Raw genomic sequence first — 20,889 nt, forward strand, 5'->3', positions numbered from 1 at the left:
CGTGCCCGGCGCCCGAGGAGGAACCATGTTCCGCAGCGCGTACGCAGACGTCCCGCCCATAGAACTCCCCATCCACGACGTCGTGCTGGGCCGTGCCGCCGAGTTCGGCGAGCTGCCCGCCCTCGTCGACGGCACGGACGGCACCACCCTCACGTACGACCAGCTGGACCGGTTCCACCGGCGGGTCGCCGCTGCCCTCGCCGAGGCCGGCGTCGCCAAGGGCGACGTGCTGGCCCTGCACAGCCCCAACACCGTCGCGTTCCCGATCGCCTTCTACGCGGCCACCCGCGCGGGCGCCACCGTCACCACGGTGCATCCGCTCGCCACCGCCGAGGAGTTCGCCAAACAGCTCGGCGACTCGGCCGCCCGCTGGATCGTCACCGTCTCGCCGCTGCTGCAGACGGCCCGGCGGGCCGCCGAACTCGCGGGCGGCGTCGAGGAGATCTTCGTCTGCGACACCGCCCCCGGGCACCGCTCGCTGGTCGACATGCTCGGCTCGGCGGCCCCCGAACCGCAGGTGACCATCGACCCGGTGGCCGACGTCGCGGCCCTGCCGTACTCCTCCGGCACCACCGGCGTGCCCAAGGGCGTCATGCTCACCCACCGGCAGATCGCCACCAACCTGGCCCAGCTCGAACCGGCGATCTCCGCGGGACCCGGCGACCGCATCCTCGCCGTGCTGCCCTTCTTCCACATCTACGGCCTCACCGCCCTGATGAACGCCCCGCTGCGGCAGGGCGCCACCGTCGTCGTCCTGCCCCGCTTCGACCTCGAGACGTTCCTCGCCGCCATCCAGAAGCACCGCATCACCGGCCTGTACGTGGCCCCGCCGATCGTCCTCGCCCTCGCCAAGCACCCGGCGGTCGCCGCCTACGACCTGACGTCGCTGAAGTACGTGATCAGTGCGGCCGCACCGCTGGACGCCGCCCTCGCCGCGGCCTGCGCCGAGCGCCTGAACCTCCCGCCCGTGGGCCAGGCCTACGGAATGACGGAACTGTCGCCGGGCACCCACGTCGTCCCGCTGTCCGCCATGCGCGAGGCGCCCGGCGGCACCGTCGGCCGGCTCATCGCCGGCACCGAGATGCGGATCGTCTCCCTCGACGATCCCGACAAGGATCTCGGCGTCGGCGAGGCCGGCGAGATCCTCATCCGCGGACCGCAGGTCATGAAGGGCTACCTGGGACGCCCCGACGCCACCGCCGACATGATCGACGACGCCGGCTGGCTGCACACCGGCGACGTCGGGCGCGTCGACGAGGACGGCTGGCTGTTCGTCGTCGACCGCGTCAAGGAGCTCATCAAGTACAAGGGCTTCCAGGTGGCCCCCGCCGAACTCGAGGCACTGCTGCTCACCCACCCGCAGATCGCGGACGCGGCCGTCATCGGCGTCTACGACGACGACGGCAACGAGGTCCCGCACGCCTTCGTGGTCCGCCGGCCCACCGCACCCGAACTCGCCGCGGGCGAGGTCGCGATGTACGTCGCCGAACGGGTCGCCCCCTACAAGCGCGTCCGCCACGTCACCTTCGTCGACGCCGTGCCCAGAGCCGCCTCGGGCAAGATCCTCCGCCGCCGGCTGCGGGAGCGCGCATGACGACGGCCACGGCGCCCCTGATCGGACGCACTCGCGCGCGGGGCGTCGAGACGCTCAGCCTCGACGCGCCCGCCACCCGCAACGCCCTCTCCTCGGCGCTCGTCGGCGCCCTCACCGACGCCCTCGCGGACTGCGCCGAGGACCCCGGCGTCCGCGCGGTCGTCCTCACCCACACCGGCGGCACGTTCTGCGCCGGCGCCGACCTGCGCGACCCGCCCGGCCCGGACGCGTTCGTCGGCCTGCTGCGCCGGATCGTCGCCCTGCCCAAGCCGGTCGTCGCCCGTGTCGCCGGGCACGTCCGGGCCGGCGGGCTCGGGCTGCTCGCCGCCTGCGACGTCACGGCCGCCTCCACCGCGTCGTCCTTCGCGTTCACGGAGGTCCGGATCGGGGTGGCGCCGGCGGTGATCTCCCTGCCGCTGCTCCCGCGCACCGACCCGCGGGCCCTCGCCCGCTACTACCTCACCGGCGAGCGCTTCGACGCCCCCGAGGCCGCCCGGATCGGCCTGCTGACCGCGGCCGGCGACGACGTCGACGCCGTCCTCGACCCCGTCCTGGAGGGGCTCCGCAGATCCGCCCCGCAGGGGCTGGCCGAGACGAAACGGCTGCTCACGGCTAGGGTGCTGGAGGCATTCGACCGGGATGCCGCCGGTCTCACCGCACTCTCGGCCCGGTTGTTCTCCACCGCCGAGGCCCGCGAGGGGATGACGGCCTTCCTCGAACGACGGGATCCCGCATGGGCGCTGTGAGCGCGGTGGACCGCGACCGTGTCCCCAAGCAGGACCGCAGCCGGGCCACCCGGCAGCGGCTTCTGGAGGCCGCCGTCGCCTGCCTCGGCGAGCGCGGCTGGGCGGGCTCCACGGTCTCCGTCGTCGCCGAACGCGCGGGCGTCTCCCGCGGAGCCGCCCAGCACCACTTCCCCACCCGCGAGGACCTGTTCACCGCGGCCGTCGAGTACGTCGCCGAGGAACGCTCGACCGCGTTGCGCGCCCTGTTCCCGCAGGGCGCGGCCGGCGACCGGCGCGCGGTCGTCTCCGCCCTCGTCGACCTCTACACCGGCCCCCTCTTCCGGGCCGCCCTGCACCTGTGGGTGGCCGCCTCCAACGAGGAGCAGCTGCGCCCGCGGGTCACCGAACTGGAGGCCCGGGTGGGCCGCGAGACCCACCGCATAGCCGTGGAGCTCCTTGACGCCGACGAGTCCCTGCCCGGGGTCCGCGAGAGGGTCCAGGGACTCCTCGACATGGCCCGCGGCCTCGGCCTCGCCAACCTCCTCACCGACGACGGGCCGCGCCGCGAGCGGGTGGTGGCGCAGTGGGCGGCACTGCTGGACGAGGCGCTCGGCTGAGAGCGGTGTCGTGCGGATCGCGCCGCCACGGACGCCGGGTCGCTCGCCACCCTCAGCGGCCGGGCCGCCCTTCACGCTCAGCGGCCGAGAGGCTCGCCATGCTCAGAGGCCGGGGCGCTCGGCAGGCTCCGAGAGCCGGGGCGCGGCCGGTCAGGGGCTGAGTCGCTCCGTGCGCCAGGTGCCGTCCGGCTGCGCCACGTACCGCAGTCGGTCGTGCAAACGGTTCATACGGCCCTGCCAGAACTCCACGGACCGCGGCGCCACCCGGAAACCGCCCCAGTGCGGCGGCACCGGCACCTGCTCGCCCTCCGGGTAGCGGGCCGCCAGCTCGGCGTAGGAGGCGTCGAGACCGTCGCGCGAGGCGATCACCGAGGACTGGGCGCTGGCCCACGCGCCGAGCTGGGAGCCGTGCGGCCGGGTGCGGAAGTACGCCGCCGTCTCGTCGCGCCCGGTGCGCCGCGCCACGCCCTGCACGATGACCTGCCGGGCCATCGGATGCCACGGGAAGAGCAGCGAGACGTGCGGGTTCGCGGCGAGGTCGCGGGCCTTGCGGGAGTCGTAGTTGGTGTAGAAGACGAAGCCCTGCTCGTCGAACTGCTTCAGCAGCACCGTGCGCGAGCTGGGCCGGCCCTCGGCGTCCGCGGTGGAGACGACCATGGCGTTCGGCTCGAAGAGGTGGGCCTCCACGGCCGCGTCCTTGAACCAACGGGCGAACTGCGCCACGGGCGTCGCGGCCAGCTCGGCCTCGGCGATTCCCTCGACCCGGTACTGCTTGCGCATGGCGGCGGGGTCGAGCGCGGGACCGGGACCGGCACCGAGGACCGGTCCGGGGGAGGCGGCGTCTGCGTCGGTCACACGGCCATCCTGCCGCATGGCCCGCCGAGGCGGACGACCCACCCGGGCCGGCACCGAATGGCACTGAGTGCCGCTGACACTCCCCAAAGGTGGCACTCGCGGATAGGGTGAGATGCCACCCCGGTCGGGTGACCGCCGGCCCTACGGGGCATCACTGGGGAGAGCGCCAGGACCGCGAGTCCCCGCACGTCGACCCGTCTCGACGCGTCCCGGACCGCGGATCCGCCGGCGCCATCCGTCGCACACTCACGAGGAGCCGCCTGATGTCCGACTTCGTACCCGGACTCGAAGGAGTCGTCGCGTTCGAGACGGAGATCGCCGAACCCGACAAGGAGGGCGGCGCCCTGCGGTACCGGGGCGTCGACATCGAGGACCTGGTCGGCCATGTCTCCTTCGGCAACGTCTGGGGCCTGCTCGTGGACGGCGCCTTCAACCCCGGGCTGCCGCCCGCCGAGCCGTTCCCCATCCCCGTCCACTCCGGCGACATCCGCGTCGACGTCCAGTCCGCGCTCGCCATGCTCGCGCCCGTCTGGGGACTCAAGCCCCTCCTCGACATCGACGCCGAGCAGGCCCGTGAGGACCTCGCACGCGCCGCCGTCATGGCCCTCTCCTACGTCGCCCAGTCGGCGCGCGGCCAGGGCACGCCCATGGTCCCCCAGCGGGAGATCGACAAGGCCCGCTCCGTCGTCGAACGGTTCATGATCCGCTGGCGCGGCGAGCCCGATCCCAAGCACGTGAAGGCGGTCGACGCCTACTGGACGTCCGCGGCCGAACACGGCATGAACGCGTCCACCTTCACCGCCCGGGTGATCGCCTCGACCGGCGCCGACGTCGCCGCCGCGCTCTCCGGCGCCGTGGGCGCCATGTCCGGTCCGCTGCACGGCGGCGCCCCCTCCCGCGTCCTCGGCATGATCGAGGAGATCGAACGGACCGGCGACGCCGACGCCTACGTCAAGCAGGCCCTGGACAGGGGCGAGCGCCTGATGGGCTTCGGTCACCGCGTCTACCGCGCCGAGGACCCCCGCGCGCGCGTGCTGCGCCGCACCGCCCGCGAGCTCGGCGCACCCCGTTTCGAGATCGCCGAGGCCCTGGAGAAGGCCGCACTCGCCGAGCTCCACGCCCGCCGCCCGGACCGGGTCCTCGCGACGAACGTCGAGTTCTGGGCGGCCATCGTGCTGGACTTCGCCGAGGTCCCGGCGCACATGTTCACGTCCATGTTCACCTGCGCCCGCACGGCCGGCTGGTCGGCGCACATCCTGGAGCAGAAGCGCACCGGCCGTCTGGTCCGTCCGTCGGCCCGCTACATCGGCCCGGGCTCCCGCAACCCGCGGGAGATCGAGGGCTACGGCGACATCGCGAACTGAGCCGGGCCGGGCGCCCCGCCCTGCCGCGCGGTGCGGGCCGGGCCGGGCCGGTGATCACGCGGGGCTGAGCAGCTCCGCGTGATGCCGCTCGGCCACCAGTGGGTGGGCGCGCAGCTTGCCCTTCAGCTCGTTGAAGCCGTACTCGGCGAAGAGCGGGTTGGCGGGGTCGTCGGTCACCCCGCGCGCGGTGGAGGCGTGCGGGAAGGGCAGCGGCTCGACGCGGGCGTCCAGGCGCGGGTTGTAGAAGAACGGCACGGAGTACCGCTCGACCGCGCTCGGCGGCGACACCACCCGGTGGTTGGTGGCCAGGAGATACCCGTTCGTCGCCACCTCCAGCAGCTCTCCGAGGTTCACCACGAAGGCCCCGTCCAGCGGCGGGACGTCATGGAAGCGTCCGTCCTCGCGCTGCACCTGGAGTCCGCCCACCCGGTCCTGGAGGAGCAGGGTCAGGAACCCGTAGTCCTTGTGGGCTCCCACCCCCTGACCGGCCCCGTCCCCCGCACTCCCGGGATACCGCACGAGCTTCAGATGGGGATGGGCCCGCTCCCCGAAGACCGGGTCGTAGAAGTCCGCGGGCGCCCCGATGGCGGCGAGCAGTTCGTGCAGCAACTTCTCGGCGACGGCGCTCAGCCGCTCGATCCAGGCGAGCGCCGCCGTGCGCAGCGCGGGCAGCCCGCCGGGCCACTGGTTGGGTCCCTGCAGCCACCAGTACGCGGGCTCGTCCGGTCCCGGCGCCCGCGCGGGCCGCTCCGCCCCGATGTCGAGCTGGTCCCGCCAGTCCTGTCGGCCGCCGGTCCGCTCGTCGCCGGTCCGCGTGTATCCGCGGAAGTGCGGCGAGTTCACGTTGTCGATCGCGAGCCGCTCGGCCTCGGGCAGCGCGAAGAAGGCCCGCATGGCGGTCAGCAGATCCTCGGTCTCGCGCCGGCCGACCCCGTGGCCGACCAGCTGGAAGAAGCCGACGTCGTGCGCGGCGCCGTGCAGCTGCGCGTGCAGCAGTTTCCGCGCCCGGGGTCCGCGGTCGGCGGCGGAGAGATCGATGACCGGCAGTTGCCGGTAGGACGGTTCGGCCTGGTCGGCGCGGTGCGGGAGGGGGGTCACGCTCGTCATGGTGCGTCCGTGGGTGTACGGGGCCCGCGGCCGGCGTGGGGTGGGCCGGCCCATGGGTGCCAGGTGGGCAGAGACGGGGAAACGCAGAACCGCGGAGAACCGCGCAGCACGCGGAGAAACGCGGAGAAACAGCGAGAAACGCGGGAACGCGGGCGGCGGTGGGAACCGCGCGGGGCCGGAAGGCTCAGAGGGAGCGTCGACAGCCCATGCTCGTGACGCGGACGTAGTCCACGTGGCGGCGTCGTACGAGCGAAAGCATGGCGCCAGAGTACTGCGCGACGGGAAATCCGTGCGTGGCGTGGATCACACGTCGAAGGACTTACGGGAACGGGGCCGACGCGCCGCCCCGCTCCGGCCGGAGCGCGAACCCGGGCGACCCGCTCCGGGCAGGGCGCGAACGCAGGCGACCCGCGAGTCTGGTCCTCTCCGAGGAGGGGCCGGCCGGACGTACCGGCGACTCGCGGGTCGGGTGACTGCGTTGGTCTGGCCGGCTGCGTGCATCGCGCACACGCGGGTCCGGCGCCGAACCGAGTACGACGACGGGCTGCTAGCCCGCAGTCACCTCTTCCGTCCGGTATTCATACATCTGCCGAACCACCTCCTTTCCGAAGTGCAGCCACTCTAAGAAGCCCGCCCGGCAGGCTCAAGCGTTTTTCCGGGACGGCGGCGACGGCGCCGGTCCGGCGGGCGGAATGGGCGGACCTGCGGCTCCTGCCCCGAGGTGACCGGGCGGCGGTGCGACGATTCCCCGGCAATCTTGCGGGAATCATATGTGGGCTGCGTCACGTTCCAGTTGAATGAGGGCAAGTGAGCGAACCTGCAGGGGGTCCAGGTGAGTGCTTCCCGGCGTAGTGGGACCACCGACGAGCTGGGGCCGGACGAGCCCGAGCAGCCCGGGCGGTCGGGCGAGGACGGCCCGAAGACCCCGGACGGCACGCCGGACGAGGCCGCCCCCGAAGGCCCGGACGGCGCCGATCTGCTCGCCGCGCTGCTGGACGGGATGGACGCGGCGCTGTGCGCCTTCGACGGCGACGGGGTCGTCACCCACTGGAACCGCGAGGCCGAACGCATCCTCGGCTGGAGCGCCGCCGAGGCCGTCGGCCGGCACGGGTTCGCCGGCTGGGCCGTGCGCGAGGCCGACGCCGCCGACATCGAGGGGCGGCTGATGTCCGCCATGCATGCGCCGGGCCGCCAGGTGCACGAGTTCGCGCTGGTGACGAAGGACGGCGGCCGGGTCCTCGTGCGCACCCAGTCCGCCGCCGTGCCCGGCCCCGACGGCAAGGCCGCCGGACTGTATTGCGCCTTCAGCGAGGTGCACGCCCAGATCGACCTGGAACGCTCCATCGCGCTCAGCGAGGCCCTCTTCGAGGACGCCTCCTGGGGCGTCGTGCTCGTCGACGCCGACCTGCGCCCCGCCGTCGTCAACGTGCACGCCGCCCGCGCGCTCGGCGCCGGCCGCACCGCGGTCCTTGGCCGCCCGCTCGGCGAACTCCTCACCCGGGGCGCGGAGGAGCTGGAGAACGCGCTGACGCACGTCCTCGCCGAAGGCGCCCCGCCCGCGCCCGCCGAGCTGTGGGTCGGGGTGCGCACCCCGGACGGCGAGAAACGGCGCTGCTGGCGCAGCGGCTTCCTCCGGCTGGCCTCGCCGCTCGCCGAGGAGCCGGTGCCGCTGGGGGTGGGCTGGATCTTCCAGGACGTCACGGAGGCCAAGCAGGGCGAGCAGGAGGCCTCGCTGCTGCGCTTCCGCGCCAACCAGCTGCACCGGGCGGCCCGCGCGGCCGCCGAGTGCGAGGACGCGTCCGAGGCGGCGACCGTCCATCTCGACTTCGCGCTGGCCGGGTTCGCCGACCACGCGCTGGTGGACCGGCTGATGGGCGGTGCGTCCGCCGACCCGGACGCCGCCGGCCGGCTGCGGCTGATGCGGGTCGCGGCCACGCCGACGGGCGGTCCCGGCCCCAGTGTCCTCACCGGGCACGCGGGCCTGCCGCTGCGCTATGCCGAGGGCCACCCGGCGCTGCAGTGCGTCTCCCGGGCCGGTTCCGTGCGGGCCGGCGCGGGTTCGGCGCCGGCCGACGAGGCGCGGGAGTGGGCCCGGGCCCGCCAGTGGCCGGAGGGCACGGTGCACGCCCTGTGCGCGGTGCTGCGCAGCCGCGGCCGCACCCTGGGAGTCGTGACGTTCCTGCGCGGCGCCGGCCGCTCCGCGTTCGAGCGCACCGACGCGACGTACGCCGAGGACGTCGCCGGCCGGATGGCGGCGGCCCTGGACCTGGCGGACCTGGCCGCCGACGCGGCGAAGGCGGCGAGCCGGGGCGACACGGCCGGCGGCTGAGCCACGCGCGCGTGCGCAGCCTGCGGCGTCCGCGGGGCCCGTCAGCGGCCGTAGAAGATCCGGTCCCGGTACTCCTCCATGATCCGGGCGTTCCAGTCGAGGCCGCCGTCGACGTTGCCGGAACGCAGCAGCGGCGGCTCGATGCCGCGCTCGGCGAGGGCGCCGGCCGCGGTGGCCATGACGGCCTGCAGGAGTGCCGAGGTGACGACGGTGGAGGCGGGGGCGAAGGGCGCGGGAACGGTGTCCAGGGTGAGCTCGGAGTCGCCGACCGCGATCTTCGAGTCCAGGACGACGTCGCAGTGGTCCTTCAGGAACGTCCCGGAGGCGTTCCGGGAGCCCGTCTGCGAGGCGTAGGCGACGGACGTCACGCCGATGACGCTCACCCCCAGGGCGCGGGCGTTCCTCGCCATCTCCACCGGCAGCGCGTTGCGCCCGGACAGCGAGACGACGACGAGGGCGTCGCCCGCGCGCAGGGGCGAGGTGTCCAGGACGGCGCTCGCGAGGCCGTCGACCCGCTCCAGGGTCGAGCCGAGCGGGCCGGACGTGACCTCGACGCCGGGCACCGCGAGGAGGTTCATCAGGGCGAGGCCGCCCGCGCGGTAGACGACGTCCTGGGCGGCCAGCGACGAGTGGCCGGCGCCGAAGGCGAAGAGCCGGCCGCCGGCGGCCACGGTGTCGGCGAGCAGCGCGCCGGCCGCCTCGACGGCGTCGGCCTCCTCGTCGCGGGCCCGCTGCAGCAGGGTGATCGCGGCGTCGAAGAACTGGGCGGCGAGCTTGCGGTCGCTCATCCGAGGGGCCCCTTTGCCGTGTCGGCGCCCGGGTGGGTGTCCGGGGCGCTGTCCGGGTTGATGTCCGTGCCGCGGATCACGGTGCGGTCTGGACCAGTGCGGTGTCAATACGGCGGGTGACGGGAGCCTGCGGGGGCGGCGCGCCCGGCTCTCTCCGGTGTCGGTCGTCCTGAGGCAACCGTCCGGTTTCGACGGCACGGCACGCTTGTCAGTGGTATCCGGCAGAATTGGGTCCAGGGCCAGCGCACGCGCCGATGTGCCGTGGAGCCTTCGGCAGAGCTAATCGAGGGGCATCAATGTCCGGACTGATCGACACCACGGAGATGTATCTCCGCACCATCCTCGAGCTGGAAGAGGAAGGTGTGGTCCCCATGCGTGCCCGGATCGCCGAGCGCCTCGACCAGAGCGGACCCACGGTCAGCCAGACGGTGGCGCGCATGGAGCGCGACGGCCTGGTCTCGGTCGCCAGCGACCGGCACCTGGAGCTCACGGACGAGGGCCGGCGGCTCGCCACGCGCGTGATGCGCAAGCACCGCCTCGCCGAGTGCCTGCTGGTCGACGTGATCGGCCTGGAGTGGGAGCAGGTGCACGCGGAGGCCTGTCGCTGGGAGCACGTGATGAGCGAGGCGGTCGAGCGCCGCGTGCTGGAGCTGCTGCGGCATCCGACCGAGTCGCCGTACGGCAACCCGATCCCGGGTCTGGAGGAGCTGGGCGAGAAGGACGGCGCCGACCCCTTCCTGGACGCGGGCATGGTCTCGCTGGCCGACCTCGACCCGGGCGCGGAGGGCAAGACCGTCGTCGTCCGCCGCATCGGCGAGCCGATCCAGACGGACGCGCAGCTGATGTACACGCTGCGCCGCGCGGGAGTGCAGCCCGGCTCGGTGGTGAGCGTGACCGAGTCGGCGGGCGGGGTGCTGGTCGGCAGCGGCGGCGAGGCGGCCGAGCTGCAGGCGGAGGTCGCGTCCCACGTGTTCGTCGCCAAGCGCTGAGCGGAGCGCCGCGGTCGCCGGGGCGGCCGGTGATCGTCGCTCAACGGTGAGCTTTGGCCAACTCCCGAGACGCGTGGGGCAGTTGTGGCGCGGTGTCGATCTCGCCGAATCGGAGATTGCCTGTGTCGAATCGCAGCGCTCCGACGCATCCCGTGCCAGGCTGTCGCGTGAGGCATATGACCTGAGGGGGCGGGATGATGTGCCGCGGAGCAGCGGAGGGCCCCGGCGCCGTACGGCGCCGGGGCCTGTCCTCCCCTGTGCTGACCCGGAGCCCCGAGCTCCCAGGGTCATTCCCCTCGGACCGTTTTCCCCGAGCGGTCCGCCTCCCGGTGAGAATCTCCCCTCGGCGGCGGGGATCATTCCCTGAGAATGGTCACTCGAACGAGCGGTGTTGTGCGCGGAGAGTGCAATTCTCGAAAGGGCATTCGATAGCCTGAGGTGATTGAAGGCAGTACGAAGGCATCGGCAGCGCAGCGGTACGACGGCTAGGGGGGTGCCAGGACCTATGGCGCGACGCATCGACGTGACCGGGGCGGGCGGCGTACGTCTGGCGGCTTGGGAGTTCGGCGACCCGCCCAAGGGGATCCCGACGCAGTCCACCGGCGGGCGGGCGGAGCGCGCCGAGTCCGAGCAGGCCTCCGGCGTGCTGTTACTGCATGGCCTGATGGGCCGGGCCTCGCACTGGGCGTCCACCGCCCGCTGGCTCTCCGAACGGCACCGCGCGGTCGCCCTGGACCAGCGCGGCCACGGGCAGAGCGAGAAGCCGCCGCAGGCCGCCTTCACCCGCGAGGCCTACGTCGAGGACGCGGAGGCGGCCCTCGAGCAGCTCGGACTCGCCCCGGCCGTCCTCGTCGGGCACGCCATGGGCGCGCTCACCGGATGGCAGCTCGCCGCCAAGCGTCCCGACCTGGTGCGCGGCCTGGTCGTCTGCGACATGCGGGCCTCCGCGCTCGGCGCGGCCTCGCAACGCGAGTGGGGCGACTGGTTCGCCTCGTGGCCCGTCCCCTTCGCCACGCTCGCCGACGTCCGCAAGTGGTTCGGCGAGGACGACCCCTGGGTGGAGCGGCCCAACCCCTCCCGCGGCGAGTTCTACGCCGAGGTGATGCAGGAGTCGTCCGACGGCTGGCGTCCCGTCTTCGAGCCCGAGCAGATGCTCAAGTCCCGCGAGACCTGGGTCTACGACGCGCACTGGGAGGAGCTGACGCAGGTCCGCTGCCCGGTACTCGTCGTCCGCGGCCTCGACGGCGAGCTCGGCCGGGCCGAGGCCCAGGAGATGGTCCGGGTGCTGCCCCGCGGCGAGTACGCGGAGGTGCCCGACGCGGGGCACCTGGTCCACTACGACCAGCCGGAGGGGTGGCGAGCGGCCATCGAGCCGTTCCTGGACGCCGTGCTCGCCGAGTCGGCCTGACCGCTCCGCCGCCCACGCGCACCCCCGCCACCGTCAGCCCTTGCTCACCGCCGTCAGGATCTCCGGCAGACGGGACGCCGTGCGCGGCGCCGCCAGTCGCAGGCCCAGCAGGGTCACGGCGGCGCCGTAGGCCGTGCCGCCCGGCAGCAGCAGCCAGGTCCACGCGTCGCCGCCCTCGGTGACGTGCAGCCAGATCGTCACCGCGAGGACGGGCGCACACAGCAGCGCGGCCGAGACCATTCCACCGAAGATCGCGATCCAGGCGAGACCGGCCTGGCCGGGGGCGACGTTCTTGTAGCCCTCCTGAGGGATCGAGTAGGGAAAGCGCGCCGAGGTCCAGGCGCCCGTCGCCAGCATCGCGCCGAGCAGCGCGAAGGACAGGCCGAGCGCCTCGGGGAGCTTCGGCCAGTCACCGAGCATCGCCGTGGTCAGCACGGTCACCAGCGTCGCGTAGGGCAGCGTGATCACCAGCAGGGCCAGCGCCCGTGCGCGCAGCTCGTCGTAGGCGTCCCGGCGTGAGGAGATGGTCATCGCCACCATCCAGAACGCCGAGGTGTCCTGCCCGAACTGGTTGTACATCTGGATGCCGAGCATCCCCGCGGCGAAGCAGGCGAAGTAGATCGAGCCGGTGCCCTGCAACGCGTTGAAGACGGGCACGATCAGCCCGATCGCCAGCGAGGTCACCCACGCGGCCTTCGTCTTCGGGTCGCGCCAGATGTAGCGCAGGGTGCGTTCCATCACCGTGCCGGTGCGCCCGCCGGGCAGCAGCCGCGCCAGCCCCGCCGACCTCCGCCGCTCGCGTGCGGCCGGCTCGGCGGCCTGCAGGGTGGAGCCGTCGGGCGCGGTCATCAGCCGCGTCAGGCTGCGCGACCACGCCGTCACCAGCAGCACCAGCGCCGCGCCGCTGACGGCGAGCTGCGCGACGGCGACCCCGTACGCCCCCTCGCTCACCGAGTCGACCGCGCCGAGCGCCGAGGCGGGCGGCAGCCATCGCAGCACCTCCCCGACCGGTTCGAGCTGCCCCAGCCCGGACGTGCCGAGCCGCTGCGCCCCGAAGTTGACGGCCTGCGCCCCGATCGCGACGACGAGACCGCTCAGCACCGCCAGATCGCGGCCCTTGCGGCTGCTCAGCAACCGGATGTTGGCGGCGGCCACGGCCCGCGCGAACGCCACGCACACCAGCAGCGCCAGCGGGACCGCGAGCACCCCGACCGTCCAGGCGGCCGCCCCGTGCGCCACCGAGATCACCGAACCCACCAGCAGCAGCAGCGTGAACAGCGGTCCGATGCCCACCAGCGAGGCCGCCAGCAGCGCCCGCACCAGCGGCCGGGGCCGCAGCGGCAGCATCACCAGCCGGGTCGGGTCCAGGGTCTCGTCACCGCTCGGGAAGAACAGCGGCATCACCGCCCACCCCAGCCCCAGCACCGCCACCAGCAGCACGACCAGGGAGACGGCGTGGTCGTGCCCCCTGAGCGCGATCAGTCCGAGCAGCTGCAACGCGGCGAACAGCAGGGTGACGACGGCGGAGGCGACGTACGCGGCCCGCCGCCCGCCCGACTGCCGCAGCCCGTTGCGCAGCAGCGACAGCTTCAGCCGTACGACGGTGGCGACGAGGTCCGGAGCGGAGGCGGCCGGGGCCGGGGCGGCCGCGGAGGAGGCGGGAGCAGGGGCGGCCGCGGAGGAGGCGGGAGCAGGGGAGGCCGCGGAGGAGGCCGGAGTGGGGGAGGCCGGCTCGGGGGTCAGCTCGCTCACCGGCCCGCCCCGCCGCCCAGCCAGTCGAGGTCGGAGCCGGTGTCCCGGCCCTGCGCCCCGACGAGCTCGAGGAACGCCGTCTGCAGCGAGGGCGCCGACCCGCGCACCTCCTCCAGCGTCCCGTGCGCCCGGATCCGTCCCGCCGCCATCACCGCCACCCAGTCGCACAAAGACTCCACGAGCTCCATGACGTGCGAGGAGAACACGACCGTCGCCCCGGATGCCGTGTACCGCTCCAGCACGCCCCGGATGATCTGCGCGGAGACCGGATCGACGCCCTCGAACGGCTCGTCGAGGAAGAGCACTTCGGGGTTGTGGAGCAGGGCTGCGGCGAGGCCGATCTTCTTGCGCATACCGGTCGAGTAGTCGACCACGAGCTTGTGCTGGGCGCCGGCCAGATCGAGGACGTCGAGCAGCTGCGTGGCCCGCTTGTCGACCTCGGCGCCGGGAAGCCCCCGCAACCGACCGCTGTAGCCGAGCAGTTCACGTCCCGACAGCCGCTCGAACAGCCGCAGACCCTCCGGCAGCACCCCGATCCGGGCCTTCACCTCGACCGGGTCCTGCCACACGTCGCGCCCGACGATCTCGACGGACCCCTGGTCGGGCCGCAGCAGCCCGGTCACCATGGACAGCGTCGTCGTCTTCCCCGCCCCGTTGGGGCCGACGAGGCCGATGAACTTCCCCGAGGGGAGGTCGAGATCGATCCCGGCGACGGCGACTTGCTGGCCGAACCGCTTCCAGAGGTTACGCACGCGTACGGACGTCATGCCCGAACCCTACGGTGAGCGGGGCGGCCGACGAGGGCGGGAGACGCCGCGGGCTACCGGTCCCGGCCGCAGGCGTAGGCGAGCGGCGAGATCAGCTCCTCCGCGTCCGGCAGCCAGCGGTTCGCAGCGGTCGGCCGGCAGGCCCACTGCACGGCCCCGCGCGATCCGAACCGGGTGGGCGGCGCGGCGACGTACGTGCCCTCGCCGAGCGTCACCAGATCGAGGGCGGCCGGCGACCAGCCCAGCTTGCGCACCAGGTCCGGCACCTTCGCCGTGGCGCCCGGCAGCACGAAGAACTGCATCCGGCGGTCCGGCGTCGACGTGACCGGACCGAGCGTCAGTTCCATGCGCTCCATCCGCGCCAGCGCGAGGAACCCGGCCGTCTCCGGCACGGAGATCGCGTCGAACGTCCGCCCGGTCGGCAGCAGGATCGAGGCGGTCGGCTGTTTCTGCCACATCCGGCGCGCGACGGTCGCGCTCCCGGTGGCCTGCGTCGCCCAGTCCGGCCGAGTCGGGTGTGCGCCCGGAGCCTCGCAGGCCGCTTCGCCGCAGGAGCAGCGCTGCATCCCTCCGACGGCTTCCAGCCAGGCGCCGGGGAACACGTCCCAATGACGTTCCTCGGCGTAGCGAACAGCGGTCTCGAGCAGCGATTCCCCGCGCTGCTTCGGGATTTGAGTGGCGTCGGCGCCCGCGATGGTCTCTTCCACGATGAACACAACTCTAGCGGTCACCAGGGGTTACGCCTGCCCGAATGCGCGGGGGAGGAGCATCGATTCCGCGTCCGGGGCGCATGGGTGCATGAGCGGGGGCGCGCGGGAGGAACGGGCGCGGGAGCGGGTAACCAGGGTGAGGGGGGCGGCTTCCGCCAGTAACCCGGCAATTCCCGTATTGCTCGGCAAACATCAGCAATCCGCTCATGCCTCGCATTTTCGGTGCAACCGTGGGGCATCGATCTTCTCGGCCGGAACTTTTCGGTGGAAGACACGTCAACTCGGTGTGTGGGCAGGCACCCGCCGCCCCGGTCACCGCAGCCACAGGGGGTAGTGCCCATGGCCGCAAGGCCGCTAGTCGCGCGGCAGCCGAACGAACGGCTGCAGGCGCTCATCCAGGAGGCGGGGTGCTCGAACGCCGGGCTCGCCCGCCGCGTCAACATGTGCGGCGCCGAACACGGCCTCGACCTGCGCTACGACAAGACGTCCGTGGCGCGCTGGCTGCGCGGACAGCAGCCGCGGGGGCGGGCCCCGGCGATCATCGCGGAGGCGCTCGGCCGCAAGCTCGGCCGTACGGTCACGATCGACGAGATCGGCATGGCCAACGGCAAGAACCTCGCCTCGGGCGTGGGGCTGCAGTTCTCGCCGACGGTACTGGGGGCCATCGAGCAGGTCTGCGAGCTGTGGCGCAGCGACGTGGGCCGGCGGGACTTCTTGTCCGGCTCGTCCGTGGCCGCCTCGGCGCTGGTCGAGCCGAGCCGTGACTGGCTGATCTCCTCGCCCGACGCGCAGGTCGCGCGGTCCGCGGGGCCCCGGGTGGGGCTGTCCGACGTGGCGGCCGTCAAGGCCATGACGCAGGCGCTGGTCGACCTCGACCACCAGTACGGCAGCGGGCATGTGCGCCCGGTCGTCGTGCACTACCTCAACAGCGTCGTCTCGGGCCTCCTCGCCGGCTCCTACCGGGAGGCCGTGGGCCGTGAACTCTTCGCCGCCGTCGCGAGACTGACGGAGCTCGCCGGGTACATGGCCGTCGACACCGGCCAACCCGGCCTCGCCCAGCGCTACTACATCCAGGCGCTGCGGCTGGCCCAGGCGGCGGGCGACCGGGGATACGGCGGATACGTGCTGGCCGCCTCCATGAGTCATCTCGCCGCGCAGCTCGGGAACCCGCGCGAGATCGCGCAGTTGGCGCGGGCCGCGCAGGAGGGCGCGCGGGGACGGGTGACTCCGCGCGCGGAGGCGATGTTCCTCGCCGCGGAGGCGCGCGGACACGCCCTGCTGGGCGACGCCCGGAGCACGCAGGCGGCGGCCGGACGGGCCGTGTCCGCGCTGGACGCCGCCGACCCGTCCGCCGGGGACGACCCGGCGTGGATCGCCCACTTCGACGAGGCCTATCTCGCAGACGAGTTGGCGCACTGCCATCGCGACCTGGGCCAGGCCGAGGCGGCGGCGCGCTGCGCCGAGGAGTCCCTGGCCGGGCATCCGCCGGGCCGTGCGCGCCGGCGTGCGATCGGCTATGTGCTCCTCGCCACCGCGCAGGTGCAGCAGCGCGAGATCGAACAGGCCTGCAACACCGGCATGAAGGCGGTCGAGTTGCTGGAGACGCTCCGCTCCAACCGGGGCGCGGAGTACCTCGACGACCTCCAGCTGCGGCTGCAACCGTTCCGCGACGAGTCGGTGGTAAGGGAGTTCGGAGCGCGGCTGGAGTTGCAGACCGCGGCGTGAGCCGGGGCGTGAACACGGGGGCGCTCCCGCGTGAACGGAGGGAAAAGACGAGGTCCCGCACGGGAGGCGACGAACGCGGCGCACGACGCTCCGGATCGGTCACGGACGTCACCGGCGATCCCGGTGGGAGGGAGATCACGTTCTTGAGCTGCGTGGCACGGGGTTCCGGGGACCCGGTAGCGTGAACCGACGATTCCGAAGGTCCCCCATTCGTAGGAGTCCCGGTGACGCAGAGTGGACAGGGCGAGGAGCCCTCGGCGCAGCCCGCGCGCGAAGGCATCGTGCTGCCCTCCGACGGCGGGGAACCCCTGCTGCCGGGAATGACACCGGACGTGCGGCGTCCGCCGGCCCGGCCGCAGCCACAGCCGGGCGCGGCGTCCGAGCCGCACCCCGGCCACGACGGCGGGCCGTACGGGCAGCAGCCGTACGGACAGCCGGCGGGAGGGCAGCCTTACGGCCGGGCGGAGGCAGAGCAGTCCTACGGTCAGCAGCCGTACGCCCAGCCCGACGGGCAGCAGCCGTACCAGCCGTACGCCCAGCCCGACGGGCAGCAGCCGTACCAGCCGTACGCCCAGCTCGACGGGCAGGAGTCCTACGGACCGCGGGACCACGGGCAGCAGCCGGAGTACGGGCAGCAGGCGCCGGCCGGCGGACAGACCTGGGGGCAGCCCTGGGGCCCGGAACAGCAGTCGCCGGCCCCGCAGCAGCCGGACCAGAGCTGGCCGTTGCCCCCGGACCAGGCTCAGCCCCAGCACCGGCACGAGCACCGGCCCCAGCAGAGCCAGTGGGGCGTCCCGCAGCAGGACCCGTGGGACGGCGGCCGGCAGACGGGCGCCGGGCCGCTCCCGCCCGAAGGCGCACCGGCCCCGGCCGCCCCGGCGTACGGCCAGGGGAGACCGGGCGCGCCCCTGCCGCCGGTCGCGGCCGCCTCCGCCCCGGCCGACGAGGGCGCCACGCAGTACATACCGCCGGTCCCGGCCGCGTCCGCCGACGAGGGCGCCACCCAGTACCTGCCGCCGGTCCCGGCCGCGCCCGCCGACGAGGGCGCGACGCAGTACCTGCCGCCCGTCGTGCCGGGCGCGCTGCCGCCCGAGGCCCCGGCCGAGTCGACCCACTTCCTGGGCCGCACGCCGCAGCACCCGGACCCCCGGCACACGCAGGGCGCTCCCGGCCCCGTGCCGGGCGGGCATCCCGACGCCGAGGCCACCCAGTACATCCCGCCGGTCGCCGCACAGGCCGGCGGCGACCGGCAGCAGCCGCCCGCCGGGTTCGAGAGCCTCTTCCGTGACGCCCCGGCCGGAGACGGCCCGGCCGGCTCCACCCAGCTGCTGCCGCGTTTCGACGAGCCGGACGCCCCCGTAACCGGCGGCCAGCCGGGCCACGGCGGTCCCGCCGCCCGTTCCGCCCGCAACGGCTACGCCCCGCCCGTCCACATCTCGCCCGGCGACCCGTCGGCGGGAGGCCGACGCGGGGCGCGGGACGACGACGGCGGCGGTCGCGGCCGGGGAGACGGCACCGGCTCACGGGTGCCGCTGTTCGCGGCGATCGGCGTGGCGCTCGCGGTCGTCGGCGTCGGAGCGGGCGCGATGCTCGGCGGCGGCGGCTCGGACAAGGGCGACGACAACAAGACGGTGGCCGCGTCGGCGCCGACGACCGGGCAGTCCGGGTCGGCGTCCTCGGACGGGGCCCGGGAGCAGGCGGCGGAACTGGACAAGCTGCTGGCGGACAGCGGCAGCAGCCGCGCCAGCGTGATCAGCGCGGTCGCCGACGTCAAGGCGTGCGGCGACCTCGCCGGGGCGGCCACGGATCTGCGGGACGCGGCGAAGCAGCGCACCGACCTCGTCACCCGGCTGTCCGGGCTGAAGGTCGACCGGCTCGACGACCACACCGCGCTGACCGCCGCGCTCACCAAGGCGTGGCAGGCGTCCGCGTCCGCCGACGACCACTACGCGGCCTGGGCCGACCAGGTCGCCGGGAACAAGAAGAAGAACTGCAAGAGGGGCTCGGCCCGCACCACCGGCGAGACCCAGGCCGGCAACCGCGCGAGCGGCACCGCGAGCGCCCAGAAGGCGCAGGCCGCGAAGCTGTGGAACGCGATCGCCCGCAAGTACGGGCTGACCGAGCGGCAGCCCACCCAGCTGTAGCGGCGCGGGCCGCCGCCGGCGTCAGTCGACGTGTGCCTTCTCCAGGGTTCCCGTCACGTCGACGAAGCCCCGCTCGGCGGCCACCAGACGGCCCTTGCGCACGGTCTGGAGGGTGACGTCGGCGTTGACCAGGCGGGGGAAGCCGATGGAGGCGAGGCGGTCGGTGAACCGCCAGCGCAGGGCCGGCGTCAGCCCGCCCGTGTCGATCTGCAGTCCGTCGTCCAGCGCGTGCCGCACGGTGTCGGCGGTCACCGCGCCGCCGTCCAGCGACTCCACGGCCTGCCGGAGCACGTTGTAGGCGATCCAGGTGGTCTGCACGCCGGTGTCGGCCGGGTCGATGCGGGTGTCGGAGAACGCCTTCTCGCTGATCACCTTCTTCATCGGAGCCCAGGCGGGGTCGCTCGCCACCGGGTACCAGCCGGTCACGTACGCCCCCTCGAACGGTCCCGAACCGGCGCCGGCGGCGTTGATCACCGTCTGGTCGACGCTGCCGAGGATGGTGGCGGTGCGCACGCCGGGGTAGTCCTCGCGGCTGCGCCGGAAGGAGTCCATGAAGGTGCCGGTGCGGTCCCCGAGCTCGGTCACCACGCATCCGCGGCCCTTCCTGGACCGGCCTTCGTCCTTGGTCGCCGCCTTCAGGGCGTCCTCGGCCTGGGTCGTGTACTCGGTGGCGTCCTCCGGGGCCGGCTGGTCCGCGGACGGGTCGTGGCCGCCCGCCGTCAGCCCGGCGTCGAGCATCACGGGCAGGGAGTCGCCCGCGATGGTGTCGGGGCGGACGAGGGAGACCCGGCCGCACTGCGGGGCCAGTTCTTTGCCGAGGCCGGCCAGGAGGCTGGACCGGCCTCCGTTGACGGGGTAGGACAGCGGGCTGGTGAACTCGGCGTTCGTGACGCCGAAGCCCCCTATGTACGGGATGCCCGCACCCTCCAGATGCGGGAAGAAGGCGTCGGAGTGCTGGCTGTAGGAGCCCACGACGGCGACCGCGCCCTCCTTGACGGCCCGCCGGGCGCACTGCGCGGCGGCGACGGTGTCGTCGCGGTCGTTGCAGGTCAGCACCTTGAGGTCGCGGCCGTTCAGGCCGCCGTTCGCGTTGAGCCAGCGGGCGTAGGCGCGGGCGAAGGCGGGCATGCCGGGTTTGTTGGTCGCGGACGTCCCCTCGGGAGCCCAGGTCATCACGATGATCGGGCCGTCCCCGGAGCCTCCGGTGGCCCCGGGGACCACCCCGCAGGCGACGGCGAGCGACGCGCAGGCGGCGAGGGCCCCCGCGGACAGGGCGGTCGCTCTGACGGACCCGGTGAAGCGGAAGGGTCGGGGGAGGAAGGTGCTTCGCGTGGACGTGCGTCGCCTGCCAGTCATGGACACGCACGATTCCGTCACATGACCAACCTCGCAGTGACCTTCGTTCAACGCTGGGTGACCGGCAGGTGAATTGCGGGGGTCCATGACGCTCGCGAGGCGCGGAAACGTACGATCGGTGACCGTGCAAGGTTCGGAGAACTCTTCCCGTCGCGGCCGTCGCTCCCCCACCATGGGCGGCATGCCACTCAACGACATGCCGTGGTGGCGCTGGCGCAGCAATGTGCGCTCCGCGCTGCACATGCTCTCCGACCCGGCGTTCCAGCAGAACGTCTGGCTGGCCGGCGTCGAGGGGTACGGGGACGTCACCGACGCCGTGTACCGCCTCGTCGAGGACACCTGGCTCGACAACTGGTCCGCCGAGAAGTACGTCGGCACGATCTTCCGTGACTCGCAGGAGGCGGCCCTCGTCGACACCGCCGTGCTGCGGGTCCTGCGGATCATGCACCAGGTCGGGCCGGACGCCCCGGTCTCCGCGTACGTCGACAACCAGGGCTGGCCGGACGCGGTGCGGGCGGCGCGGGACGCGCACGTGCGGATGGCGGCGAGCGACGGGGACGACCCGGACGCGCCGCCGCGCACCCTCGAAGTGCTCCGGATCATGACGCGGGCTGCGTAGGCCACGGCGGCGGTTGCGGCCGGAGCGCACGGCCGGCGTG

17 protein-coding genes are annotated in these 20,889 nt (G+C 73.7%); 10 read left to right on the forward strand and 7 right to left on the reverse strand.

Features of this window, described 5'->3' with window-relative positions:
* The first annotated feature begins 25 nt into the window (after nt 1-25).
* The 3 genes from OHS82_RS23420 to OHS82_RS23430 are packed head-to-tail and all read left to right on the forward strand — an operon-like array spanning nt 26 to nt 2,936.
* Nucleotides 26-1,594, forward strand: a complete 1,569-nt coding sequence (locus tag OHS82_RS23420; RefSeq protein ID WP_328434409.1) for a 4-coumarate--CoA ligase family protein — start codon at nt 26-28, stop codon at nt 1,592-1,594.
* Nucleotides 1,591-2,340, forward strand: coding sequence for an enoyl-CoA hydratase family protein (locus tag OHS82_RS23425; protein ID WP_057579033.1), 750 nt, complete (start codon nt 1,591-1,593; stop codon nt 2,338-2,340). The genes OHS82_RS23420 and OHS82_RS23425 overlap by 4 nt, the downstream gene beginning before the upstream one ends.
* Complete coding sequence (locus tag OHS82_RS23430) at nt 2,328-2,936, forward strand: TetR/AcrR family transcriptional regulator (protein WP_057579031.1); 609 nt, start codon at nt 2,328-2,330, stop codon at nt 2,934-2,936. Before OHS82_RS23425 ends, OHS82_RS23430 begins: the two co-directional genes overlap by 13 nt.
* 150 nt (nt 2,937-3,086) lie before the next feature.
* On the opposite strand, the gene pdxH is transcribed toward OHS82_RS23430, so the two are convergent.
* On the reverse strand, nt 3,087-3,809 hold the full coding sequence (gene pdxH / locus OHS82_RS23435; RefSeq protein ID WP_328434410.1) for a pyridoxamine 5'-phosphate oxidase: 723 nt from the start codon (nt 3,807-3,809) through the stop codon (nt 3,087-3,089).
* Nucleotides 3,810-4,054: 245 nt separating this feature from the next.
* On the opposite strand from pdxH, the gene OHS82_RS23440 reads away from it, so the two are divergent.
* Nucleotides 4,055-5,155 carry a citrate synthase 2 gene (locus OHS82_RS23440; RefSeq protein ID WP_057579028.1) on the forward strand — a complete coding sequence of 367 codons (1,101 nt, stop codon included), beginning with the start codon at nt 4,055-4,057 and terminating at the stop codon, nt 5,153-5,155.
* A 54-nt stretch (nt 5,156-5,209) separates the two neighbouring features.
* Here OHS82_RS23440 and OHS82_RS23445 read toward each other — a convergent pair whose 3' ends face one another.
* Nucleotides 5,210-6,262, reverse strand: coding sequence for an isopenicillin N synthase family dioxygenase (locus OHS82_RS23445; RefSeq protein WP_057579026.1), 1,053 nt, complete (start codon nt 6,260-6,262; stop codon nt 5,210-5,212).
* A gap of 832 nt (nt 6,263-7,094) precedes the next feature.
* On the opposite strand from OHS82_RS23445, the gene OHS82_RS23450 reads away from it, so the two are divergent.
* Nucleotides 7,095-8,591: a PAS domain-containing protein gene (locus tag OHS82_RS23450; protein WP_328434411.1), complete on the forward strand. Its 1,497-nt coding sequence runs from the start codon at nt 7,095-7,097 to the stop codon at nt 8,589-8,591.
* A gap of 41 nt (nt 8,592-8,632) precedes the next feature.
* Here the strand turns inward: OHS82_RS23450 and OHS82_RS23455 are convergent, their stop codons facing one another.
* On the reverse strand, nt 8,633-9,379 hold the full coding sequence (locus OHS82_RS23455; RefSeq protein WP_057579023.1) for an SIS domain-containing protein: 747 nt from the start codon (nt 9,377-9,379) through the stop codon (nt 8,633-8,635).
* A 296-nt stretch (nt 9,380-9,675) separates the two neighbouring features.
* On the opposite strand from OHS82_RS23455, the gene OHS82_RS23460 reads away from it, so the two are divergent.
* Together OHS82_RS23460 and OHS82_RS23465 are read left to right on the forward strand one after the other, a co-directional pair.
* On the forward strand, nt 9,676-10,368 hold the full coding sequence (locus tag OHS82_RS23460; protein ID WP_057579021.1) for a metal-dependent transcriptional regulator: 693 nt from the start codon (nt 9,676-9,678) through the stop codon (nt 10,366-10,368).
* Nucleotides 10,369-10,873: 505 nt separating this feature from the next.
* Entirely contained in the window at nt 10,874-11,776 is a 903-nt protein-coding gene (locus OHS82_RS23465; protein WP_057579020.1) for an alpha/beta fold hydrolase, read from the forward strand.
* A 33-nt stretch (nt 11,777-11,809) separates the two neighbouring features.
* On the opposite strand, the gene OHS82_RS23470 is transcribed toward OHS82_RS23465, so the two are convergent.
* The 3 genes from OHS82_RS23470 to OHS82_RS23480 are packed head-to-tail and all read right to left on the reverse strand — an operon-like array spanning nt 11,810 to nt 15,011.
* Nucleotides 11,810-13,519, reverse strand: a complete 1,710-nt coding sequence (locus OHS82_RS23470) for a transporter (protein ID WP_443061833.1) — start codon at nt 13,517-13,519, stop codon at nt 11,810-11,812.
* 5 nt (nt 13,520-13,524) lie between these two features.
* Entirely contained in the window at nt 13,525-14,295 is a 771-nt protein-coding gene (locus tag OHS82_RS23475) for an ABC transporter ATP-binding protein (RefSeq protein WP_057579019.1), read from the reverse strand.
* Nucleotides 14,296-14,348: 53 nt separating this feature from the next.
* Nucleotides 14,349-15,011, reverse strand: a complete 663-nt coding sequence (locus OHS82_RS23480; RefSeq protein WP_107105218.1) for a bifunctional DNA primase/polymerase — start codon at nt 15,009-15,011, stop codon at nt 14,349-14,351.
* A 333-nt stretch (nt 15,012-15,344) separates the two neighbouring features.
* On the opposite strand from OHS82_RS23480, the gene OHS82_RS23485 reads away from it, so the two are divergent.
* Complete coding sequence (locus OHS82_RS23485; protein WP_057579017.1) at nt 15,345-16,730, forward strand: hypothetical protein; 1,386 nt, start codon at nt 15,345-15,347, stop codon at nt 16,728-16,730.
* Between the two features lie 224 nt (nt 16,731-16,954).
* Complete coding sequence (locus OHS82_RS23490; protein ID WP_328434412.1) at nt 16,955-18,874, forward strand: hypothetical protein; 1,920 nt, start codon at nt 16,955-16,957, stop codon at nt 18,872-18,874.
* A gap of 21 nt (nt 18,875-18,895) precedes the next feature.
* Here the strand turns inward: OHS82_RS23490 and OHS82_RS23495 are convergent, their stop codons facing one another.
* A complete protein-coding gene (locus tag OHS82_RS23495) occupies nt 18,896-20,230 on the reverse strand; it encodes an ABC transporter substrate-binding protein (RefSeq protein WP_328434413.1) in 1,335 nt (444 codons plus the stop codon).
* A gap of 118 nt (nt 20,231-20,348) precedes the next feature.
* Between OHS82_RS23495 and OHS82_RS23500 the strand changes: the two genes are divergently transcribed.
* Entirely contained in the window at nt 20,349-20,849 is a 501-nt protein-coding gene (locus OHS82_RS23500) for an SCO4402 family protein (protein ID WP_079041271.1), read from the forward strand.
* Nucleotides 20,850-20,889: the final 40 nt, after the last annotated feature.

Source organism: Streptomyces sp. NBC_00425 (genome assembly GCF_036030735.1).
Lineage (GTDB): Bacteria > Actinomycetota > Actinomycetes > Streptomycetales > Streptomycetaceae > Streptomyces.